We start from the raw sequence: 17,643 nt of genomic DNA, 5'->3' as shown, positions 1-17,643 counted from the left end.
GTCTCCGTCGTCCAGGCCCCAAACTAGCGCTGTTAGTTTTCTGGCACCAGGGGCCGCTCCCATGGCACGGCTCACCCTGCCCGGGAACGGCTCGGAGCGACAGCCGGGCGGCACCTCAGAAGTCGGCGTCGCCCCGCAGGTCGACCCGGCCCACGGACTCCTGCCCGAAGGTCTTCTGGTAAACCCGGCGGATCTCCTCGATCCGGCGGTCACTGGTCCGCGCGGCGGCGACCGGGTACAGCAGGATCAGCTGGTAGGACCGCTCCTTCCCGACGGTGCCGGTGGCGTCCCGCCACTGCCCGTGGCCGCGCTGCACGGTCAGCCCGGCGGGGAAGTCCGGGGTGATCTCGGCGTCGACGAAGGCCATGAACCGCCGCTCGGTGACGGCCGGTTCGCCGTCCGGGCGGGCGGTGCCGAAGAAGAGCTGGGTCTGCACGTACGGGGTACCGCGGGCCGGCGCCAGGGAGGCCGCGGGCGCGGTGTCCCCGCCGTCGAAGGCGGCGTACGCGGCAGGTGCGGCGACGGTCAGCAGGAGGGCGGCGGTGGCGAGGGCGGTACGGCCCCGGGTGCGGTTCATGGCCCCTTCGTCTACCGGGTCTCACTCCTCCAGGTCGGGCAGCCGCGCCGGGGCCGGGCAGATCCGCTCGCCGTGCTGGTCGAAGACGAACAGGTGGGCGAGGTCGACCAGGAGCGGGATCTGCATGCCGTGCCGGAGGTCGATGTCCGGGGTGGTGCGGACGATCAGGTCGCCGGGGAGCCGGCCCTCGGGGGGCGGCGGGTCGCCGTCGTCCGGCTGGTCGTCCAGGAGCACCACCGGTCCGGCCCGCAGGGTGCCCGCGCGGTCCCGCAGCCGGTCCAGGACCGAGCCCTCGCGGCGCCGGCGCCGGGCCGGCCGGGCGGGCCGCGGCGCCTCCAGCTCCGGTACGAAGGCGGGCCGGGAGCCGGTGTTGAGGTGCACGAGGGCCTCGTGCCCCTGGAACTCGACGTGTTCCACCAGGCCGGTGAGGAGGACCTCGCCGGGCCGGGCCGCCGCCGGCTGCGCGATCCGGACGGCCTCCGAACGCAGACCGACGATGATCTCGCGGCCCTGCTGGACGCGGAGCAACTGGTGGTCCCGGGTGAGCGGTTCGGGCAGCCGCAGATACTGCTTGCCCAGGCTGATGGTCATCGCCCCGTCCAGCGGGGCGCGCACCAGGCCGCGCAGCAGGTTGATGCGGGGAGTGCCGATGAACGCGGCGACGAAGACGTTGGACGGCAGCGCGTAGACCCGGCGAGGAGTGTCGACCTGCTGGAGGACCCCGCCGCGCAGTACGGCGACCCGGTCGCCGAGCGACATGGCCTCGGACTGGTCGTGGGTGACGTAGACCGTGGTGACGCCCAGTTGGCGGGTGAGCCGGGTGATCTCGGCGCGCAGGTGGTTGCGGAGTTTGGCGTCGAGGTTGGACAGCGGCTCGTCCATCAGGAAGGCGGAGGGGCGGCGGGAGATGGCCCGGCCCATCGCCACCCGCTGCCGCTCCCCGCCGGAGAGCTGGGCGGGGAAGCGGTCGAGCAGGTCCTCGATGCCGAGCATGCGGGCGGTGGCGTCCACCCGGGGGCGGTGGTCGGCCTGGGGGTTCTCGACGCGCAGCGGGAAGCCGATGTTCCCCCGGGTGGTCATGTTCGGGTAGAGGGCGAAGTTCTGGAAGACCATCGCCATCCGGCGCTCGGCGGGGAGCAGGTCGTTGGCGTACTCGCCGTCCAGCAGCAGCCGGCCGTCGTTGATCTCCTCCAGGCCGGCGATCATGCGCAGCACGGTGGACTTGCCGCAGCCGGAGGGGCCGAGCAGGACGAGGAACTCGCCGGGCGCGATGTCCAGGGAGAGGTGGTCCACGACGCGGACGCCACGGGTGTAGGTCTTGCTGACGTCGAGCAGGGAGATGGCGCGGGTCATCTGGGGTGCCCCCGGGGCTCACTGAGCGGTGGTGCGGGTGGGGCACGGGAATTTAATGGAATGTGGGTGGGCGGGGAAGGTGTCGGGCGGGATTGGGGGGTGGGGTCCGGATAGTGAGAAAGTGGATGGTTTGGTTCCGGGGCGTGGTGCCCGGCGGGGGCGCGCGGCCCGGCGCCGGCGCGGATCAGCGGGTCGCTGAGCGGGTGGGGCCGGGAGTGCGGTGCCCGTCCGTCGCGGCGGCCGGGCGTGGGGCGCGCAGGGCCACACCCGAGGACAGGAGGAGCAGGGCGCCCAGCATCACGAAGGGCGCGGCGACGCCCGCGACGCCCGCGATCAGGCCCGCCGCGGCGGGTGCTGCGACCTGGCCGAGCCGGTTGCCGGTCAGCCGCAGGGCGAGGGCGGTGGAGCGGGCCGCGGCGGGGGCCGCCTGGACGACCGTGGTCATGGACAGCGGCTGGCCGACGCCCAGGCAGAAGCCGAGGACGACCAGGACCAGCCCGAGCGCCCAGACCGGCAGCGGCAGCGCGACGCCCGCGCAGAGCAGGGCGGCGAGCAGACAGGTGACCGTGAGCAGCGCGGTGCGGCCCAGCAGCCGCAGCAGCGGCGTCAGCACCAGCCGGCAGGCGATGGTGGCCGCCGCGCGCAGGCTGAGCAGGACGCCGACCACCGAGGGGGCGATGCCCCGGTGTTCGCCGACCACCGGGAGGTACGCGGTGAGGATGTCGGTCGCGGACAGCACGGACAGGCTGATCAGCATGCCCGCGGGCACGCCCCGGGCGCGCAGGATGCGGCTCACCGGGACGCGGGCGCCCGGCGCGGCGGCGGACGCCTCGCCGGCCGTACGGTGCTCTGTGCGCCACAGCGAGGTCAGCGCGATCGCGCCGCCCGCGCCCGCCGCCACCAGGGCCACCGCGCTGCTGTGCGCCATGTCGGAGCCGTCGATCACCGCGCCCGCCGCGATCGGGCCGATGAGCTGGCCGAGGGAGGCACCGATGGTGAAGTGGCCGAAGTTGCGGTCCTGTTCGTGCGGCGCGGACTGGCGGGCCACCAGCGACTGGGCGCCGATCACGAAGCACAGGTGCCCGAGGCCCATGACGCCGCTTCCCAGCGCCATCGTGGCCAGCGACCCGGCGGCGCCGCTGAGCGCGCAGCCGCCGGAGATCAGGACCACCCCGACCGGCAGCAGCGGGGCGCAGCGGCCGTGGTCGGTCCGGCGGCCCAGCGGCACGGCCGCGAACAGCGGCAGCAGCGCGTACACACCGGCGATCACACCGACCGCCCGCTCGTCCGCGCCGAGCGCCAGCGCCCGGTACGAGACGGCGGGCCGGGCCATCGACACCGCCGCCTGCGCGAACGAGAAGGCGATGACGAGGCGCAGCAGCCAGCGGCGGTTCGCACCGGGCCTCATGAAAATGTCCTCCTGCACAACCGTTCGATTCAGATGATGCCGAACAGGATGCCCGCCCCGAGCACGGCCAGGCAGGTCAGGGCCGCCCACTTCACGACGAACCGGGTGTGGTCGCCGAACTCGACCTTCGCCATGCCGACCAGCACGTAGACGGCGGGGACCAGCGGGCTGGACATGTGCAGCGGCTGGCCGACGATGGAGGCGCGGGCGATCTCGAGGGTGGAGACCCCGTGCGCCTGGCCCGCCTCGGCGAGCACCGGCAGCACGCCGAAGTAGAAGCCGTCGTTGGACATGAAGTAGGTGAGCGGCAGGCTGAGGACGCCGGTGACCAGGGCCATGTGCGGACCCAAGGCGTCGGGGACGGCGCCGACCAGCCAGTCGGCCATGTGGTCGACCATGCCGGTGCCGGTGAGGACGCCGGTGAACACGGCGGCGGCGAAGACCATGCCGGAGACGTTGAGGACGTTGTCGGCGTGCGCGGCGATGCGGGCCTTCTGGTCCGGCATGTGCGGGAAGTTGACGGTGAGCGCGAGGGCGGCGCCGAGCAGGAACAGCACCGGGATCGGCATCAGTTCCATGATCATGGCGGTCAGCAGGGCGACGGTGAGCAGCGCGTTGAACCAGTACAGCCCGGGGCGCAGGGTGGGGCGGTCCGGGTCGAGGCCCTGGAAGCCGTCGGCGCCCCCGGTGGAGCCACCGCCGCGGACCTCCGCGGCCGGGGCGCCGGCGGCCCCGACCAGCACCGGCTCCCGCTCCTTCGCCTGCTCCTTTTCGCGCTCCTTCTCCTCCACCAGGACCTCGTCCAGGGTGAGGGTGCCGAGCCGGCGGCGTTCGCGCACGCCGAGGACGTAGGCGAGGACGAGGACGAAGAGCAGGCCGGCCGCGAGGGCCGGGATCATCGGGACGAAGATGTCGGTGGCGTCGACCTTGAGCGCGGTGGCGGCGCGGGCGGTGGGGCCGCCCCAGGGCAGCGTGTTCATCACGCCGTTGGCCATCGCGGCCACGCCGGTCAGCACCACCAGGCTCATCTTCAGCCGCTTGTACAGCGGGTACATCGCCGAGACGGTGATCATGAAGGTGGTGGAGCCGTCACCGTCCAGGGAGACGATCGCGGCGAGCAGCGCGGTGCCGACGACGATCCGCATCGGGTCGGCCCGGCAGAACCGCAGGATGGCCCGGACGATCGGGTCGAACAGTCCGACGTCGATCATCACGCCGAAGTAGACGATCGCGAACATCAGCATCGCCGCGGTGGGGGCGAGGCTGGAGACGCCGTCGATGACGTAGTCACCGAGGTGGGCGCCCTTGCCGACGAGCACGCAGAACAGCGCGGGGATCAGCACGAGCGCCGCGATCGGCGACATCTTCTTCAGCATGATCAGGACCAGGAAGGTCGCGATCATGGCGAAGCCGAGGATGGTCAGCATGAGTTGAGTACCTAACGTTCGCCTTTGAACATCCCACCCGGGACCGGCGGTGCGATGACGTTAGGTGCCCTCCGACGGCGTTAACAAGATGTTGACACGCGAGCAATAAGCGCAAAACTCCTGGTCACGGGGTCGGGGCTCATGAGATCGGACTCAGCTCGACGGGGACGCCGTTGAGGACCGCGTTGCCGGACAGCGGGTCGAGCAGGCGGCCGTCGAGGAGCTGGTTGACGTTGACCCCGGGGTCGGTCGCGGCATGGCTGAGGCGGGTGCCGGGGCGGTCGTGGCCCCAGCCGTGCGGCAGGCTCACCACACCCGGCCGTACGGCGTCGGTGACCTCGGCGGCCACGGTCACCTCGCCGCCGGCGCCCTTGACCCGCACCGCCGTTCCGTCGCCTATGCCGAGCCGTTCGGCGTCGACGGGGTGGAGGTGCAGGGTGCAGCGGTTGGAACCGCCGGTCAGGGCCGGGATGTTGTGCATCCAGCTGTTGTTGGAGCGCAGGTGGCGGCGGCCGACCAGGAGCAGTCCGGCGGGGCGGTCGGCCAGCGCCCGGCGCAGCCGGGGCAGGTCGGCGGCGATCGGGCCGGGCAGCAGCTCGACCTTGCCGCTGCGGGTCCTCAGCGGCTGCGGCAGGCGCGGGCGCAGCGGGCCGAGGTCGATGCCGTGCGGGTGGGCGAGCAGCTTGTCCAGGGTCAGCCCGTCGGGGCGTACGCCGAACCCGTCGCCGTAGGGGCCGAGGCGCAGCATGAGGTCGAGCCGGCGCTCGGGGCCGTCCGCGCCGGTGAGCCGTGCGGTCAGCTCGCCCGGGTCGCGGCCGTGCACCGGGGAGTGCGGTGTGCGCACCGCCTTGCCGAGGGTCTGGGCGATCGCCAGGTCGTCCACGACGGCCGGGTCGGTCCCGCCGGTGCCGGTGACGGCGAGGATCAGCCGGGCCATGATCTCGGTCTCGGCCATCCGGCCGGGTTCCAGCGGGACGGCGGGGCGGGTGTAGCGGACCTGGTCGCGGACGGCGAGGGTGTTCAGGGCGAAGTCGTGGTGCGGGCTCTGCGCGGGCGGGGGCGGCGGCAGGACGACGTGCGCGTGCCGGGAGGTCTCGTTGAGGTACGGGTCGACGCTGACCATGAAGTCGAGACCGGCCAGGGCCTTGTCGAGGCGGTCGCCGTCGGGTGCGGACAGCACGGGGTTGGCGGCGACGGCGACGAGCACGCGCAGCGGTCCGCCCCCGGCGGCGGTGTCCACCGCCGTGGTGCCGGCGGTGCCGTTCTCCTCATCGGCGGCAGTGCCGGTCTCCGCGGCGGTGGCGGTGTCGATCTCCTCGGCGAGGGCGGCCAGCGGCAGTTCGCCCTTGGCCTCCGGGTGTCCGCTCACCCGGGAGTGCCAGCGGCCGAGCGCGAAGCCGCGGCCCGGTCCGGCGGGGCGCGGCGTGGGCGCGGTGGCGGCCTGCGGGAAGAGCGCGCCGCCGGGCCGGTCGAGGTTGCCGGTGAGCACGTTGAGGACGTCGACCAGCCAACTGGCCAGGGTGCCGTGGGCCACCGTGCAGCTGCCGATGCGGGCGTAGACGGCGGCGGTGCGAGCGGCGGCGAGCTCACGGGCGAGGGCGCGGATCGTGCCGGCCGCCACGTCGCAGCCGGGGGCGACGGCCTCGGGGGTGAAGTCGCGCAGTTCGGCGCGGAGTTCGGGGACGCCCTCGACCTGCGGGGCGAGTGCGCCGAGATCGGTCAGCCCCTCCTCGAACAGCACGTGGGCGACGGCCGCCAGCAGCAGCGCGTCGGTGCCGGGGCGGATCGCGACGTGCCGGTCGGCGAGCTTCGCGGTACGGGTGCGGCGCGGGTCGACGACGGTGAGGGTGCCGCCGCGCGCCCTGAGCGCCTTGAGCCGGCCCGGGAAGTCGGGGGCGGTGCACAGACTGCCGTTGGACTCGACCGGGTTGGCGCCGATGAGCAGGAGGTGGTCGGTGCGGTCGAGGTCGGGCACCGGGATCGCGTTGGCGTCGCCGAAGAGCAGTCCGCTGGAGACGTGCTTGGGCATCTGGTCGAGCGTGGAGGCGGTGAAGACGTTGCGGGTGCCGAGGGCGCCGATGAGCAGGGACGGGTAGAGGGCGCCGGCCACGGTGTGCACGTTGGGGTTGCCGAGGACGACGCCGACGGCCGCCGGACCGTACCGCGCCAGCAGCGGCCGGATGCCGTCGGCGACCGCGGCGAACGCCTCCGCCCAGCTCGCCTCGCGCAGTTCGCCGTCACGCCGCACCAGGGGCGCCCGGAGCCGGTCCGGATCGGCGTCGAGGGCGCCGAAGGAGGCACCCTTGGGGCAGATGAAGCCGCGGCTGAAGACGTCGTCGCGGTCACCGCGGGCAGCGGTGACGCGGGTGCCGTCCAGGGTCAGGGTCAGGCCGCAGGTGGCCTCGCACAGGGGGCAGATGCGCAGGGCGGTGCGGGTCACGGGTCCTCCCGGAGGCGACGGCGGTGGCGCACGGACGTGGAGCATGGGACCGGCCCCGAGCATACCGACCGGTACGCATGCCGGGGAGGGGGTGACGGGGAACGGCACCGGAACGGTCCGCGAACCCCGGCGGACGGCCAACCGGTGGCGGTGGCGTGGCGGTGGCGACCAGCCGGTCCAGGGCCAGTCCAGGTACGGGTCCACGTCCAGGTCCCGGCCGCCGGCTACCCGGTGACCGTCGCGGCCAGCCGGTCCAGGGTCCGGGCCGACGGGGACCCCGGGTCGGCCGTGAGCAGGACGACCTCCTGGTCGTCCTCCGGGACGAGGAGGACGTCGCAGTTGAGCCGGAGCCGGCCCGCCGCCGGGTGGTCGAGGGTCTTGGTGCGGTGGCCGGGCGCGTGCACCGGCCGGGTCTCCCAGAGCTCGCGGAACTCCGCGCTGCCGGCCCGCAGTTCGGCCAGCAGCGCGGCGAGCCGGGGGTCGTGCGGGTAGCGGTCGGCGGACCGGCGCAGCCGCCCCACCACGATCCGCCCGAACTCCTCGTGGCTGGAACTCTCGTACCCCGGCCGCTCGCCGAGGAAGCGGCGCCGGGCCAGGTTCGGCGTACGTCGTCCGGGGCCGGCTCCGAGCAGGGCGCGGGCCAGCGGGTTCCAGGCGACGACGTCGTAGGCGGCGTCGGTGACGACCGCGCCGGTCCCCGGCAGCCGCTCCAGCATCCCGGCCACGTGCGGGCGCACCCGCCGGACCGCGCCGGTGGCGGGCGGCGATCCGGCCGAGGCCGCCGCGGGCGCCGTACGGCTGGCGCTGCTGCCGGACGACGGGCCGTCCGGCGCGTTCTTCTCCTGGGACGGGACGCCCGTACCGTGGTGACGGCGGGGTGACCGTCAGTCGAGTACGCGGCCCAGATAGGCCCGCAGCAGTTCCCGCGCCTCGTCGATGATCTTCTGGTCGCCGTCCGGCGCGACCCGGAAGGCGAGCTGGACCAGGGTGTCGGCGGTCTCCACGGCGATCAGGAAGACCCGCCGCAGATCGTCGTCGGGGCGGCGGCCGAGTGAGCCGGCCAGCAGGTCGGTGAGGCGGTCGGCGACGCGGTGGTTGGGCGCGGCCTGGCGGTCGCCGACCGGTATCTGGTTGCCGAAGTCGACCAGCGAGAAGCCGGGCGCGGTGCGCTTCATCGCGAGGTACTCGTCGAGGACCGTGTCCAGCGCCGTGCGCCAGCCGCCGTCGCCGGCCCGCTCCAGCCGTTCGGCCACACGTCGCGTGAAGCGTTCCAGGTTGCGCTGCGCCAGCGCGTCGGCCATCTGCCGCTTGTTGCCGAAGAAGCGGTACACCGAGCCGATCGGGACGCCGGCCCGCTCGGCCACGGCGCGGGTGCTCAGCGCCTCGTAGCCGACCTCGTCGAGGAGGTCGGCGCAGGCGTCGAGGATCCGGGTCAGGCGTTCGGCACTGCGCCGCTGGACGGGGGCGCGGCGGAGCGGGGTCGCGGGGGGCACGCCGTTCATGATGCCCGCTCGCCGTCGCCCGGCGCACCGGGGGCCGTGCCGGCCGCATCCGCCACCGGGGCCGCCGTCGCGCCGCTCGCGCCTGCCACCGTCACACCCCCCACGCCCGCCACCGAGCCCACCACCGTCACGCCACCCACGCCCGCCACCGCCACGCCGCCCAGGGCTCCCGCCGGGTCCGCCGTAGTCGTGCCGGCCGGGTCCGCCGTCGCCGGGTCCGCCGTCGTCGTGTCCGCCGGGTCCGACGCCGTGATGTCCGCCGTGTTCTCGACGGGTTTGCCGTCCACGGCCCACACCGTGCCGTCGTCGGCGTACAGGCGGGCGGTGACGTGGTGGGTGCCGCGCGGGACGAGGCGGGCGGCGAGGCGGTGGCCGGGGGTGCGCAGCCGGCTGACGAGTTCGCCGTCGACGTAGAGGTACGCCAGTCCCCGGCCGGCCGCCGCCGTGGCCGGGGTGCCGGCGGGCGAGAAGCGGAAGCTCCGGACGGTGAGCCGTACCCGCCAGTCGCCGTCGGCCTCCGGCTGCACCTCGATGCCGACCTCCGGGGCGTGCTCGCGGTCGACCTCGCGCAGCCGCCGGCCGTCCTCGTCGGTGTCGTCGAGGAGCCGGCCCGCCGACGCGGTCGCCACCGGCCGGTCCGGTCCGTCCTTCCCACTGGTCCCGCAGCTCACGGATCCGGTCAGCAGCAGGACACAGACCGCGAGCGCGGCGAAACTGCTCCGCGTCCACGACATGTCCGCGAGCGTAGAACACGAGTCCGACCGGCCGAATCCCCCGGGAGGACGGGTTCCGGTCATCCTCTGCGCCGGCCCCGGCGGCCGCGCGGGACCTCTTGCGCACCGGTGACCGCAATCCTATGGTTCTGCACAGGAATCGAAGCACCGGCATCGGCTCGCGACGGACCTGCGAGGGAGCGACCATGGGCGCGGACACGCGAAAGACCGCGGCGGGACTGTCCTACCTGTCGGGATTCGGCAACGAACACAGCTCCGAGGCCGTGCCGGGCGCCCTGCCCGAGGGCCGGAACTCGCCGCAGCGCGCCCCGCTCGGCCTGTACGCGGAGCAGCTCAGCGGCACGGCGTTCACCGAACCGCGAGCGCACAACCGCCGCTCGTGGCTGTACCGCGTCCGCCCCTCCGCCGCGCACCCGGCGTTCACCCGCGCGGACAACGGCGCGCTGCGCACCGCGCCGTTCACCGAGTCCGTGCCCGATCCCAACCGGCTGCGCTGGGACCCGCTGCCCGCGCCGCCCGCCGGCACCGACTTCCTGGCCGGCCTGTGGACCCTCGGCGGCAACGGCGACGCGACCCAGCGCACCGGCATGGCGGTGCACCTCTACCACGCCACCGCCGACATGGACCGGGTCTTCAGCGACGCCGACGGCGAGCTGCTGATCGTCCCGGAGCGCGGCGGTCTGCTGCTGCGCACCGAGTTCGGGGTGCTGGCCGCCGAGCCGGGCCAGGTGGCGCTGCTCCCGCGCGGCGTCCGCTTCCGGGTGGAGCTGCTGGACGCCACCGCCCGCGGCTACGTCTGCGAGAACTACGGCGCCCCCTTCCGCCTCCCCGACCTCGGCCCGATCGGCGCCAACGGCCTGGCGAACGCCCGGGACTTCCACGCCCCGGTGGCCGCCCACGAGGACGTCGAGGGCCGGGTGGAGGTGGTGAACAAGTTCTGCGGCAACCTCTGGACGGCCGGCTACGACCACTCCCCGCTGGACGTCGTCGCCTGGCACGGCAACCTGGTCCCGTACGTCTACGACCTGCGCCGCTTCAACGCCCTCGGGTCGATCTCCTACGACCATCCCGACCCGTCGGTCTTCACCGTGCTCACCTCGCCGTCCGACACCCCCGGCCTGGCGGGCGTCGACTTCGTGGCCTTCGTGCCGCGCTGGCTGGTGGGCGAGGACACCTTCCGGCCGCCGTACTTCCACCGGAACGTGATGAGCGAGTACATGGGGCTGATCGAGGGCGCCTACGACGCGAAGTCCGCCGGTGCGGGAGGGTTCGTGCCGGGCGGCGGCTCGCTGCACCCCATGATGTCGGCGCACGGCCCGGACCGGGAGACCTTCGACCGGGCCAGCGCCGCCGAGCTGCGGCCGCAGAAGGTCGACGACGGGCTGGCGTTCATGTTCGAGACGCGGTGGCCGGTGACCCTGACGCCCGCGGCGGCCGGGGCACCGCAGCTGCAACAGGGCTACGACGACGTGTGGCGGGGCCTCGAACGTCACTTCCGCCCATGACGACACCCGAAACCACACCCGAGGCGTCACCCGAAACCACACCCGGGGCGACACCCGAAACGACTCCCGAGACGGCACCTGAGACGGCTCCCGAAACGACTCCCGAGACAACACCCGTGACCGCCTTCGCCCCGGACTCCCTGGTCCTGAACCGCAAGCTGCCGCTGTGGTACCAGGTGTCGCAGTCGCTGCGCGCCTCCATACTCGGCCGCGCGCCGCACGACCCGCTCCGCCTGCCCACCGAGGAACGGCTCGCCGGGCACTACGGCGTCAGCGTGCTCACCATGCGGCAGGCGCTGAAGGAGCTGGAGGAGGAGGGGCTGATCACCCGGCACCGGCGGCGCGGCACCTTCATCGAGCCGCAGGTGGCGCGGGCCGCTCCGGTGCGGCTGCTCGGCTCGGTGGACGCGATCGTGGCCCAGCAGTCGGGGATGCGCAGCGAGCTGCTGGCACACGGCAGCGGGCCGGTGCCCGCCGGGTTCGGCGACTGGTTCCCGGACCTGACGGAGGTCGCGACGTACCACCGGCTGCGCGGGGACGCGGAGACGGGCGAGCCGACCAACCACGCCCGCAACTGGGTCCGGCCCGAACTCGCCGCCCGGATCGACCCCGACGACCTCACCCGGCTGCCGATGACGAAGGTGCTGCGGGACGTGGTGGGGGTGGCGGTCGGCCGGATCACGGACACGGTGGAGGCGCGGCTCGCGGACCCGGAGACGGCCCGGCTGCTCAACGTCCCGCTGCTCAGCCCGATCCTGCACTACACGGGTATCACCCGGGACCCGGCGGGACGGGTGCTGGACGTGGCGGTCATCCACTACCGGGGCGACCGTTTCTCGTTCGGCGTCACGCTGGACGCCACCTGAGGCCGGGCGGGTCCGTCGTACGATGCCCAGCGTGACGCACGACGACGCTCCGCCGCTGGCGGACCTCATGCCGTGGTCCGTCGCACCGCTCCGGCTCGGCCGGGGGTGGCCGACGGCGCCCGACCCGGCGTCCCTGAAGGCCCGTTGGGACGCGCTGCTGAAGGCCGAGGGGCCGGACCGCGCGGCCCTGTTCGAGCCGACCCGGTCGCGGTCGCCGCGGACGGCGGTCGGGCAGTTGCCGGGGGTCGCGGCGGGCACCGGGCGGCTGGCGCGGGCTTCGGGGCCGTGTCCGGAACCGGTGCGGGTGCTGCGCGCGCCCTTCGACGAGCAGTGGCTGATCCCCGACCACCGGCTGATCGACGCGGCCCGCCCCGAGCTGTGGCGGGTGGCGGACACGCGGCAGGTGTTCGCCGTCGAGTCGCCCGGCACCCCGGGCGGGCTGCTGGCCACCTCGCTGCTCCCGCTGTTCGGCCCCGGCCGGATCCGTCCGCTCTACCGCCGCCCCGGCGGCACCGAACCGAACCTGGCCCCGGGCCTGCTGGACCACCTGACCGCCCGGCTGGGCAGCCGCCCCGCGCCGCTGGACATGCTGGCCTGGATCGTGACGGCGGTCCGCGAGGACGACCTGGCCGTTCCGCTGACCTCGGACCCCGCCCGCTGGCAGCACGGCGTGCGGCTGGGCCGGCGCGCGCTGTGGCTGCTGCGCCGCGACGGCGAGCGGCCCAAACTCCCCGGCGGCCGCCGCCCGTACGTCCGCGCCCCGCTGCCGCCGCGCCCGCTGACCCTGCGCTACGACCGCGACGAGGAGGTCCTGCACCTCGACGAGGGCCGGATCTCCCCGGTGCCGCCGGACGCCTGGGAGTTCACGGCGGGCGGCGAACGGGTGCTGGAGCAGTGGTTCGCGGCGCGCACCGCCGAGGGCGAGCCGGGCACGCTGGCCGCGATCCGCCCGGCCGGCTGGCCGCAGACCTGGACCTCGGAACTGCTCGAACTGATCACGGTCCTGGCGCTGCTGGCCGAAGTCCGCGCGGAACGGGCCGCCTTCACGGTGCCGGACCCGGTCACCGCCGCCGAACTCCGCGAGGCCGGCGTCCTCCCGGTCCCCCGCCCGGCCCGCGCCCCGGCCTCCGTACTGGACCGCCGCGAAGAGGGCCCCGAGGGGCAGTTGGCCCTGCTGTGAGGCGCTGCCCGAACCGGCGGTCGGCGCGCCCGCGCAGAACCGGGCAGAACTGGGCGGCTCACCCGAACCCGTTGAGCACCCGCCGCAGCGCCTCCTCGAACACCGCCTCCAGGTCGATCGGGCCCGCGTCCTCGGTGAAGGCCGCCGCGAGCCGGGGATAGCCGCCGCCGGCGAGTCGCGAGCCGAGGTAGGAGATCCGCGCGTGCTGCTCCTGCGCCGCCGACCAGGGCAGCGAGCGGGTCCGCTCGGCGGTGGCCAGCTCGTTGCTCACATACGTCGTCACCACGCCGTTCACCAGCGCGATCAGCTGCAACTTGGTGCCGTAGGGCGCGTCCAGCGGGTCCAGGCAGGCCAGGCAGTGCTCCAGGTAGCGCAGGGCGTTGGGGCTGAAGCCGTAGACCGGGGACATCAGGCGCGGCAGCCAGGGGTGGGCGTGCATCAGGGCCCGGGTGTCGCGGGCCACGCGGAACATGTCGGCCCGCCAGTCGCCCGTCGGCTCCCACGGCGCGTGCTCGCCGCTGACGGCGTCCACCATCAGCTCGTGGAGGTCCTCCTTGCGGGGGACGTAGTTGTACAGCGACATGGTGCCGCAGCCCAGCTCGGCCGCGACGTGCCGCATGGAGACCGCGTCCACTCCCCCGGCGTCCGCGAGCCGTACCGCGGCGGCCGCGATGTCGGCGCGGGTGAAACCGGGCCGCGGTCCTCGGCCGGTGCGCTCCGGGCGCGCCCAGATCACTTGGGGTTCGGCCGCTCGGCCCGCCATCGATCATCACCTCGGTCACCATCCTAGTTACGTACAGCGTACGTAGTGCGCTATGGTCGGCACATGGCTTCTACGTACGCTGTACTTAGTGAAGATCTGGAGAAGCGCTTCGGCGAGGTGCGCGCGCTGCGCGGGCTGGATCTCGCGGTGGCCGAGGGCACGGTGTGCGGCCTGCTCGGGCCGAACGGGGCGGGGAAGACGACGGCGGTGCGGCTGCTGACCACGCTGCTGCGCCCGGACGCCGGGTCGGCCCGGATCGCCGGCCACGACCTGGTGCGCGAGGCGGCGGCGGTACGGCGCCGGATCGGCGTCACCGGGCAGGACGCGTCGGTCGACGGGGATCTGACCGGGCGGGAGAACCTGCGGCTGTTCGCCCGGCTGCACCGGGTGCGGGACGCGGCCGGCCGGGCCGGTGAGCTGCTGGAGCGGTTCGGGCTGACCGGGGCCGCCGACCGGCCGGTGTCCACCTGGTCGGGCGGTCTGCGCCGCCGCCTCGACCTGGCGGCGAGCCTGGTCCGCCGCCCCGACGTGCTGTTCCTGGACGAGCCGACCACCGGCCTCGACCCGGTCAGCCGCAACCGCATCTGGGAGGCGGTGCGGGCGCTGCGGGCCGAGGGCACGACGGTGCTGCTGACCACGCAGTACCTGGAGGAGGCCGACCGGCTCGCCGACGACATCGTGCTGATGGACCGGGGCCGGGTGGCCCGCACCGGGTCGCCCGCCGAGCTGAAGGCGCTGGTCGGGGCGCGCGCGGCGGCGGTCGTCACGCACCCGGACGCGCTGGCCCCGGCGACCGCCGTCCTCGGCCGCCTCACCGGCGCCGAACCGGTCCTGGACCACGAGCGGCTGGCCGTCGGCGCGGTCAGCACCGACCCGGCGCTGACCCTGCCCCGGCTGGTGCGGGCGCTGGACGCGGCAGGCGTGCCGCTGGCCGACGCGAGCCTCAGCCCGCCCACCCTGGACGACGTCTTCCTGCGCCTGACCGGCGCCACCGACAAGGAGTTCGCGGCATGAGCACCCTGGCGCACGGCCTGGCGCACGACGGCACCGCGCTGCTGGGCCGGCAGCTGCGGCGGGCGCGGAACAACCCCGGGCTGCTGATCCTCACCCAGACGATGCCGGTCTCGATGCTGCTGTTCTTCGGGTACGTCTTCGGCAGCGCGCTGGCGATGCCGGGGGCGCGGTACCGGGCGTTCCTGGTGCCGGGGCTGCTGGTGGCCACGGCGGCGGGCGGGATCATGACCGGCATGTTCCAGGCGGCCCAGGACACCCACCGGGGCGTCACCGACCGGCTGCGGACGCTGCCGGTGAACCGGGCGGCGGTGCCGCTCGCCCAGGCGGTCGCGGACCTGACGCTGACGGCGGCCGGTACGGTGCCGTTCCTGCTGGTGGGGCTCGCGGTGGGCTGGCGGGTGGAGGGCAGCGCGCTCGGCGCGGCGGGGGCGCTGGCGCTGTTGCTGCTGTTCCGGTTCGCGTGCGTGTGGGCCGGGATCTTCCTCGGCCTGCTCACCCGCAGCGAGGAGGCGGCCGGCCAGCTCGGCGGCGCGACCTTCCTGCTGCCGCTGCTGTCCAGCGCCTACATCCCGACCGAGGGGCTGCCGGGCTGGCTGCGCACGGTCGCCGAGTGGAACCCGATCAGCGCGGTGACGACGGCCCTGCGGGACCTGTTCGGCAACGCCCCCGTACCGGCGGGCGCCGCCTGGCCGGTGGCCCACCCGGTGGCGGGGTCGCTGCTCTGGTGCGCGGTCCTGCTGGCGGTCTTCGTCCCGCTCGCCGTACGCCGGTACGCGCACGGCGAGCGCTGAACCGTTCGCGTCGGGCCAGGACCGGCCGGTCCGCTTCAGGAACCAGTGGGTGGGAGGGAAAACGGGAGTGCCCGCGCTCGGGACCGCACCGGGGCGTCACCGCGTGCCGTGGGGATGGCGGACAACGGGTGCGCGGCGTGACGCCGGACGGTGTGGCCTCTTGAGCGCGGGCCTCAGCTGTTGCCGAACAGCGAACGACGCAGTCGGCGCAGTGGCGCGAAGAGCGAGACCCGGCGGACCCGGGCCCGCCTGGCGCTGTGCTCACGCGCGGGCTCCCGCGCGATCAGCTCCCGCATCAGCGAGGTCGCCTCGACCGTCTCGCGCTGGGGCACGGCGGGACCGCCGAGCACCGCGAGATGCCGGTCCAGACGCGAACTGGTCGCGCTGCTCCCGCAGGTGATCGCAGGGACCCTGGCCCTGCTGCGCACTGTTATCTGTTCCATGTCACTCCCCACCCGTAACGAGTCCACCCGGCCCGGGCAGGCTAACCCTATCTCCCCCGCGAGGCTCCCGTGTATCGCGGTCGCAGTAATCACCTACCCCACAAGGGTGTTGACGATTACTCTCCGAATCCAACCGATTCCAGGGCGAGTTGGACAATCGGGTGGCTGGTGGGCCGTTTCGAGCCGCCGTCGGGTTCCACGGTCACCGCCAGTGCCGACGCGGATCGGTCGAGGCCGGAGGCGATCAGTGGCGTGTCGGCGGCGAAGAGGCCCAGGGAGCGTGGTGGTGTGCCGGGGCGCATGAGCCACAACTGATGCACGCGGTCGCCCGGTGGAGCGTCGTATCCGCGCAAGGTCACCACCGCGCGCCCCTCGGCGGCGGAGGCGATCACGCCGATGCCGTGTCCCCGGGCGTCCCGGCCGGTGGCCGCGCGGGCGTCCGGGGCGGCCAGCACCTGGGCGATCCGGCCGGCCCGGTCGCGCTCCGCGGCCAGCTCGCCCCGGGTCCGGTCGGCCTGGACGGCGAACAGGGCGGCGACGACGAGCGCGGCGGCGGCCGTGGCGGTGGCGAGCGGCACGAACAGGGGGCGCCGGGACGGACCGGCGGACGGACCGGCGGCCCCGGGGGTGTCCCGCGCGCGGGGCGCGAACAGCCTTCCCGGGCCGGTCCCGGGCGCCCTGCCGGTGCCGGTCCCGGGCGCCCTTGCGGTGCCGGGCGCGGGCGCCCTTGCGGTGCCGGGCGCGGGCGGTGCCTCCTGCGGCGTCGTACGGACCGCCGCCAGGACCCGGGCGCGCAGTGCCGCCGGGGCCGGGGCGGCCGTTGCGCGGCCGAGGCGGGCGGCGTCCTCGGACAGTTCGCGCACCTCGGCGGCGCACCGGCCGCAGCGCTCCAGGTGCCGTTCGAAGCGCTGCCGTTCGGCGGGCTCCAGCGCGTCGAGGGCGTACGGGGCGGCCAGTGAGTGCGGGCCGCCCCGGCGTCCCGACCGGTTCCGGATCTTCACGCCGCGCCCCCCAGGCAGTCACGCAGCCGGGTCAGCCCGTCGCGCATCCGTGTCTTCACCGTGCCGAGCGGCAGCGAGAGCCGCTCGGCCACCTCACGGTAGGTGTAGCCGTCGTAGTAGGCCAGGGTGACCGACTGGCGCTGGAGGGCGGTGAGGCGGCCCAGGCAACGGCGCACCCATTCGCGTTCGAGGCCCGCCTCGACCTCCTCGGTGACCTGGTCGAAGACGGGGTGGTGGGTCCGCCGCGCCTCCCGTCGCTCGCGTTCGCCGGCCGCGCGGGCGCTGCGCACCCGGTCGACGGCGCGGCGGTGGGCGAGGGTGAGCGCCCAGGACAGGGCGCTGCCCCGGGCCGGGTCGAACCGCCCTGCCGAGCGCCACAGTTCGAGCAGTACCTCCTGGGCCACCTCCTCCGACTGCGCGGGGTCGCGCACCACCCGCCGGACCAGGCCGAAGACCGGCCCCGACACCACTGCGTACAGCTCCTCGAACGCCTTCTGGTCGCCGTCCGCGACGCGTACCAGAAGTTCCTCCGCTTCCATCCGCCCCCCTTGCCTGTCCGTCCGGGTCTGTCCGTCCGGTCCCGTGCCGGCCCGCGGCGGGCCGGGTCTCGGACGGTGTTACGGATCAGCGAGCCGAAAA

The 17,643-nt window shown here is 74.5% G+C and carries 15 protein-coding genes and 3 pseudogenes; 6 read left to right on the top strand and 12 right to left on the bottom strand.

What is annotated here, in order from left to right:
- Positions 1-115: 115 nt before the first annotated feature.
- The 6 genes and pseudogenes from AB0G32_RS22160 to AB0G32_RS22135 all read right to left on the bottom strand — a co-directional run.
- Positions 116-577, bottom strand: a complete 462-nt coding sequence (locus AB0G32_RS22160) for a DUF3574 domain-containing protein (protein WP_361165738.1) — start codon at positions 575-577, stop codon at positions 116-118.
- A 21-nt stretch (positions 578-598) separates the two neighbouring features.
- Complete coding sequence (locus tag AB0G32_RS22155) at positions 599-1,930, bottom strand: ABC transporter ATP-binding protein (RefSeq protein WP_361165735.1); 1,332 nt, start codon at positions 1,928-1,930, stop codon at positions 599-601.
- Between the two features lie 184 nt (positions 1,931-2,114).
- Positions 2,115-3,338: an MFS transporter gene (locus AB0G32_RS22150; RefSeq protein ID WP_361165732.1), complete on the bottom strand. Its 1,224-nt coding sequence runs from the start codon at positions 3,336-3,338 to the stop codon at positions 2,115-2,117.
- A gap of 29 nt (positions 3,339-3,367) precedes the next feature.
- Positions 3,368-4,765, bottom strand: a complete 1,398-nt coding sequence (locus AB0G32_RS22145; protein ID WP_361165729.1) for a citrate:proton symporter — start codon at positions 4,763-4,765, stop codon at positions 3,368-3,370.
- A gap of 139 nt (positions 4,766-4,904) precedes the next feature.
- Complete coding sequence (locus AB0G32_RS22140; RefSeq protein WP_361165726.1) at positions 4,905-7,205, bottom strand: molybdopterin oxidoreductase family protein; 2,301 nt, start codon at positions 7,203-7,205, stop codon at positions 4,905-4,907.
- A gap of 224 nt (positions 7,206-7,429) precedes the next feature.
- Positions 7,430-7,978 (bottom strand): annotated as a pseudogene (locus tag AB0G32_RS22135) (transcriptional regulator); the annotation flags it as partial.
- On the opposite strand from AB0G32_RS22135, the pseudogene AB0G32_RS22130 reads away from it, so the two are divergent.
- A pseudogene (locus tag AB0G32_RS22130) lies at positions 7,962-8,075 on the top strand (short-chain dehydrogenase); the annotation flags it as partial. The pseudogenes AB0G32_RS22135 and AB0G32_RS22130 sit on opposite strands and share 17 nt — an antisense overlap.
- 14 nt (positions 8,076-8,089) lie before the next feature.
- Here the strand turns inward: AB0G32_RS22130 and AB0G32_RS22125 are convergent.
- Together AB0G32_RS22125 and AB0G32_RS22120 are read right to left on the bottom strand one after the other, a co-directional pair.
- Positions 8,090-8,707: a TetR/AcrR family transcriptional regulator gene (locus AB0G32_RS22125; RefSeq protein ID WP_361165723.1), complete on the bottom strand. Its 618-nt coding sequence runs from the start codon at positions 8,705-8,707 to the stop codon at positions 8,090-8,092.
- Complete coding sequence (locus AB0G32_RS22120; protein WP_361165720.1) at positions 8,704-9,441, bottom strand: hypothetical protein; 738 nt, start codon at positions 9,439-9,441, stop codon at positions 8,704-8,706. Before AB0G32_RS22120 ends, AB0G32_RS22125 begins: the two co-directional genes overlap by 4 nt.
- Positions 9,442-9,626: 185 nt before the next feature.
- Here AB0G32_RS22120 and hmgA point away from each other — a divergent pair, with 185 nt between their 5' ends.
- From hmgA to AB0G32_RS22105, 3 genes are all read left to right on the top strand, one after another.
- Entirely contained in the window at positions 9,627-10,946 is a 1,320-nt protein-coding gene (hmgA, locus tag AB0G32_RS22115) for a homogentisate 1,2-dioxygenase (protein ID WP_361165718.1), read from the top strand.
- A 116-nt stretch (positions 10,947-11,062) separates the two neighbouring features.
- A complete protein-coding gene (locus AB0G32_RS22110) occupies positions 11,063-11,812 on the top strand; it encodes a GntR family transcriptional regulator (protein WP_361165715.1) in 750 nt (249 codons plus the stop codon).
- Between the two features lie 22 nt (positions 11,813-11,834).
- The gene (locus AB0G32_RS22105; protein ID WP_361165712.1) at positions 11,835-12,992 is read left to right on the top strand and encodes a type ISP restriction/modification enzyme; all 1,158 of its coding nucleotides are present in this window, start codon (positions 11,835-11,837) and stop codon (positions 12,990-12,992) included.
- Positions 12,993-13,050: 58 nt separating this feature from the next.
- Here the strand turns inward: AB0G32_RS22105 and AB0G32_RS22100 are convergent, their stop codons facing one another.
- Positions 13,051-13,755, bottom strand: coding sequence for a TetR/AcrR family transcriptional regulator (locus AB0G32_RS22100; protein WP_361165709.1), 705 nt, complete (start codon positions 13,753-13,755; stop codon positions 13,051-13,053).
- Between the two features lie 63 nt (positions 13,756-13,818).
- Between AB0G32_RS22100 and AB0G32_RS22095 the strand changes: the two genes are divergently transcribed.
- On the top strand, positions 13,819-14,769 hold the full coding sequence (locus AB0G32_RS22095; protein ID WP_361165706.1) for an ATP-binding cassette domain-containing protein: 951 nt from the start codon (positions 13,819-13,821) through the stop codon (positions 14,767-14,769).
- The gene (locus tag AB0G32_RS22090) at positions 14,766-15,560 is read left to right on the top strand and encodes an ABC transporter permease (RefSeq protein ID WP_361165703.1); all 795 of its coding nucleotides are present in this window, start codon (positions 14,766-14,768) and stop codon (positions 15,558-15,560) included. Before AB0G32_RS22095 ends, AB0G32_RS22090 begins: the two co-directional genes overlap by 4 nt.
- 173 nt (positions 15,561-15,733) lie before the next feature.
- Here the strand turns inward: AB0G32_RS22090 and AB0G32_RS22085 are convergent, their stop codons facing one another.
- The 3 genes and pseudogenes from AB0G32_RS22085 to AB0G32_RS22075 form a co-directional block, all read right to left on the bottom strand.
- Positions 15,734-16,003, bottom strand: coding sequence for a hypothetical protein (locus tag AB0G32_RS22085; protein WP_361165700.1), 270 nt, complete (start codon positions 16,001-16,003; stop codon positions 15,734-15,736).
- 116 nt (positions 16,004-16,119) lie between these two features.
- On the bottom strand, positions 16,120-17,004 hold the full coding sequence (locus AB0G32_RS22080) for an anti-sigma factor (RefSeq protein WP_361165697.1): 885 nt from the start codon (positions 17,002-17,004) through the stop codon (positions 16,120-16,122).
- Positions 17,001-17,576, bottom strand: a pseudogene (locus AB0G32_RS22075) (sigma-70 family RNA polymerase sigma factor); the annotation flags it as partial. The gene AB0G32_RS22080 and the pseudogene AB0G32_RS22075, both read right to left, overlap by 4 nt.
- Between the last annotated feature and the right edge of the window lie 67 nt (positions 17,577-17,643).

This window comes from Streptomyces sp. NPDC023723 (assembly GCF_040639815.1).
GTDB lineage: Bacteria > Actinomycetota > Actinomycetes > Streptomycetales > Streptomycetaceae > Streptomyces.
The sequence above is the reverse complement of the archived record's forward strand: the minus strand, read 5'-3'. Positions and strand labels throughout refer to the sequence as shown.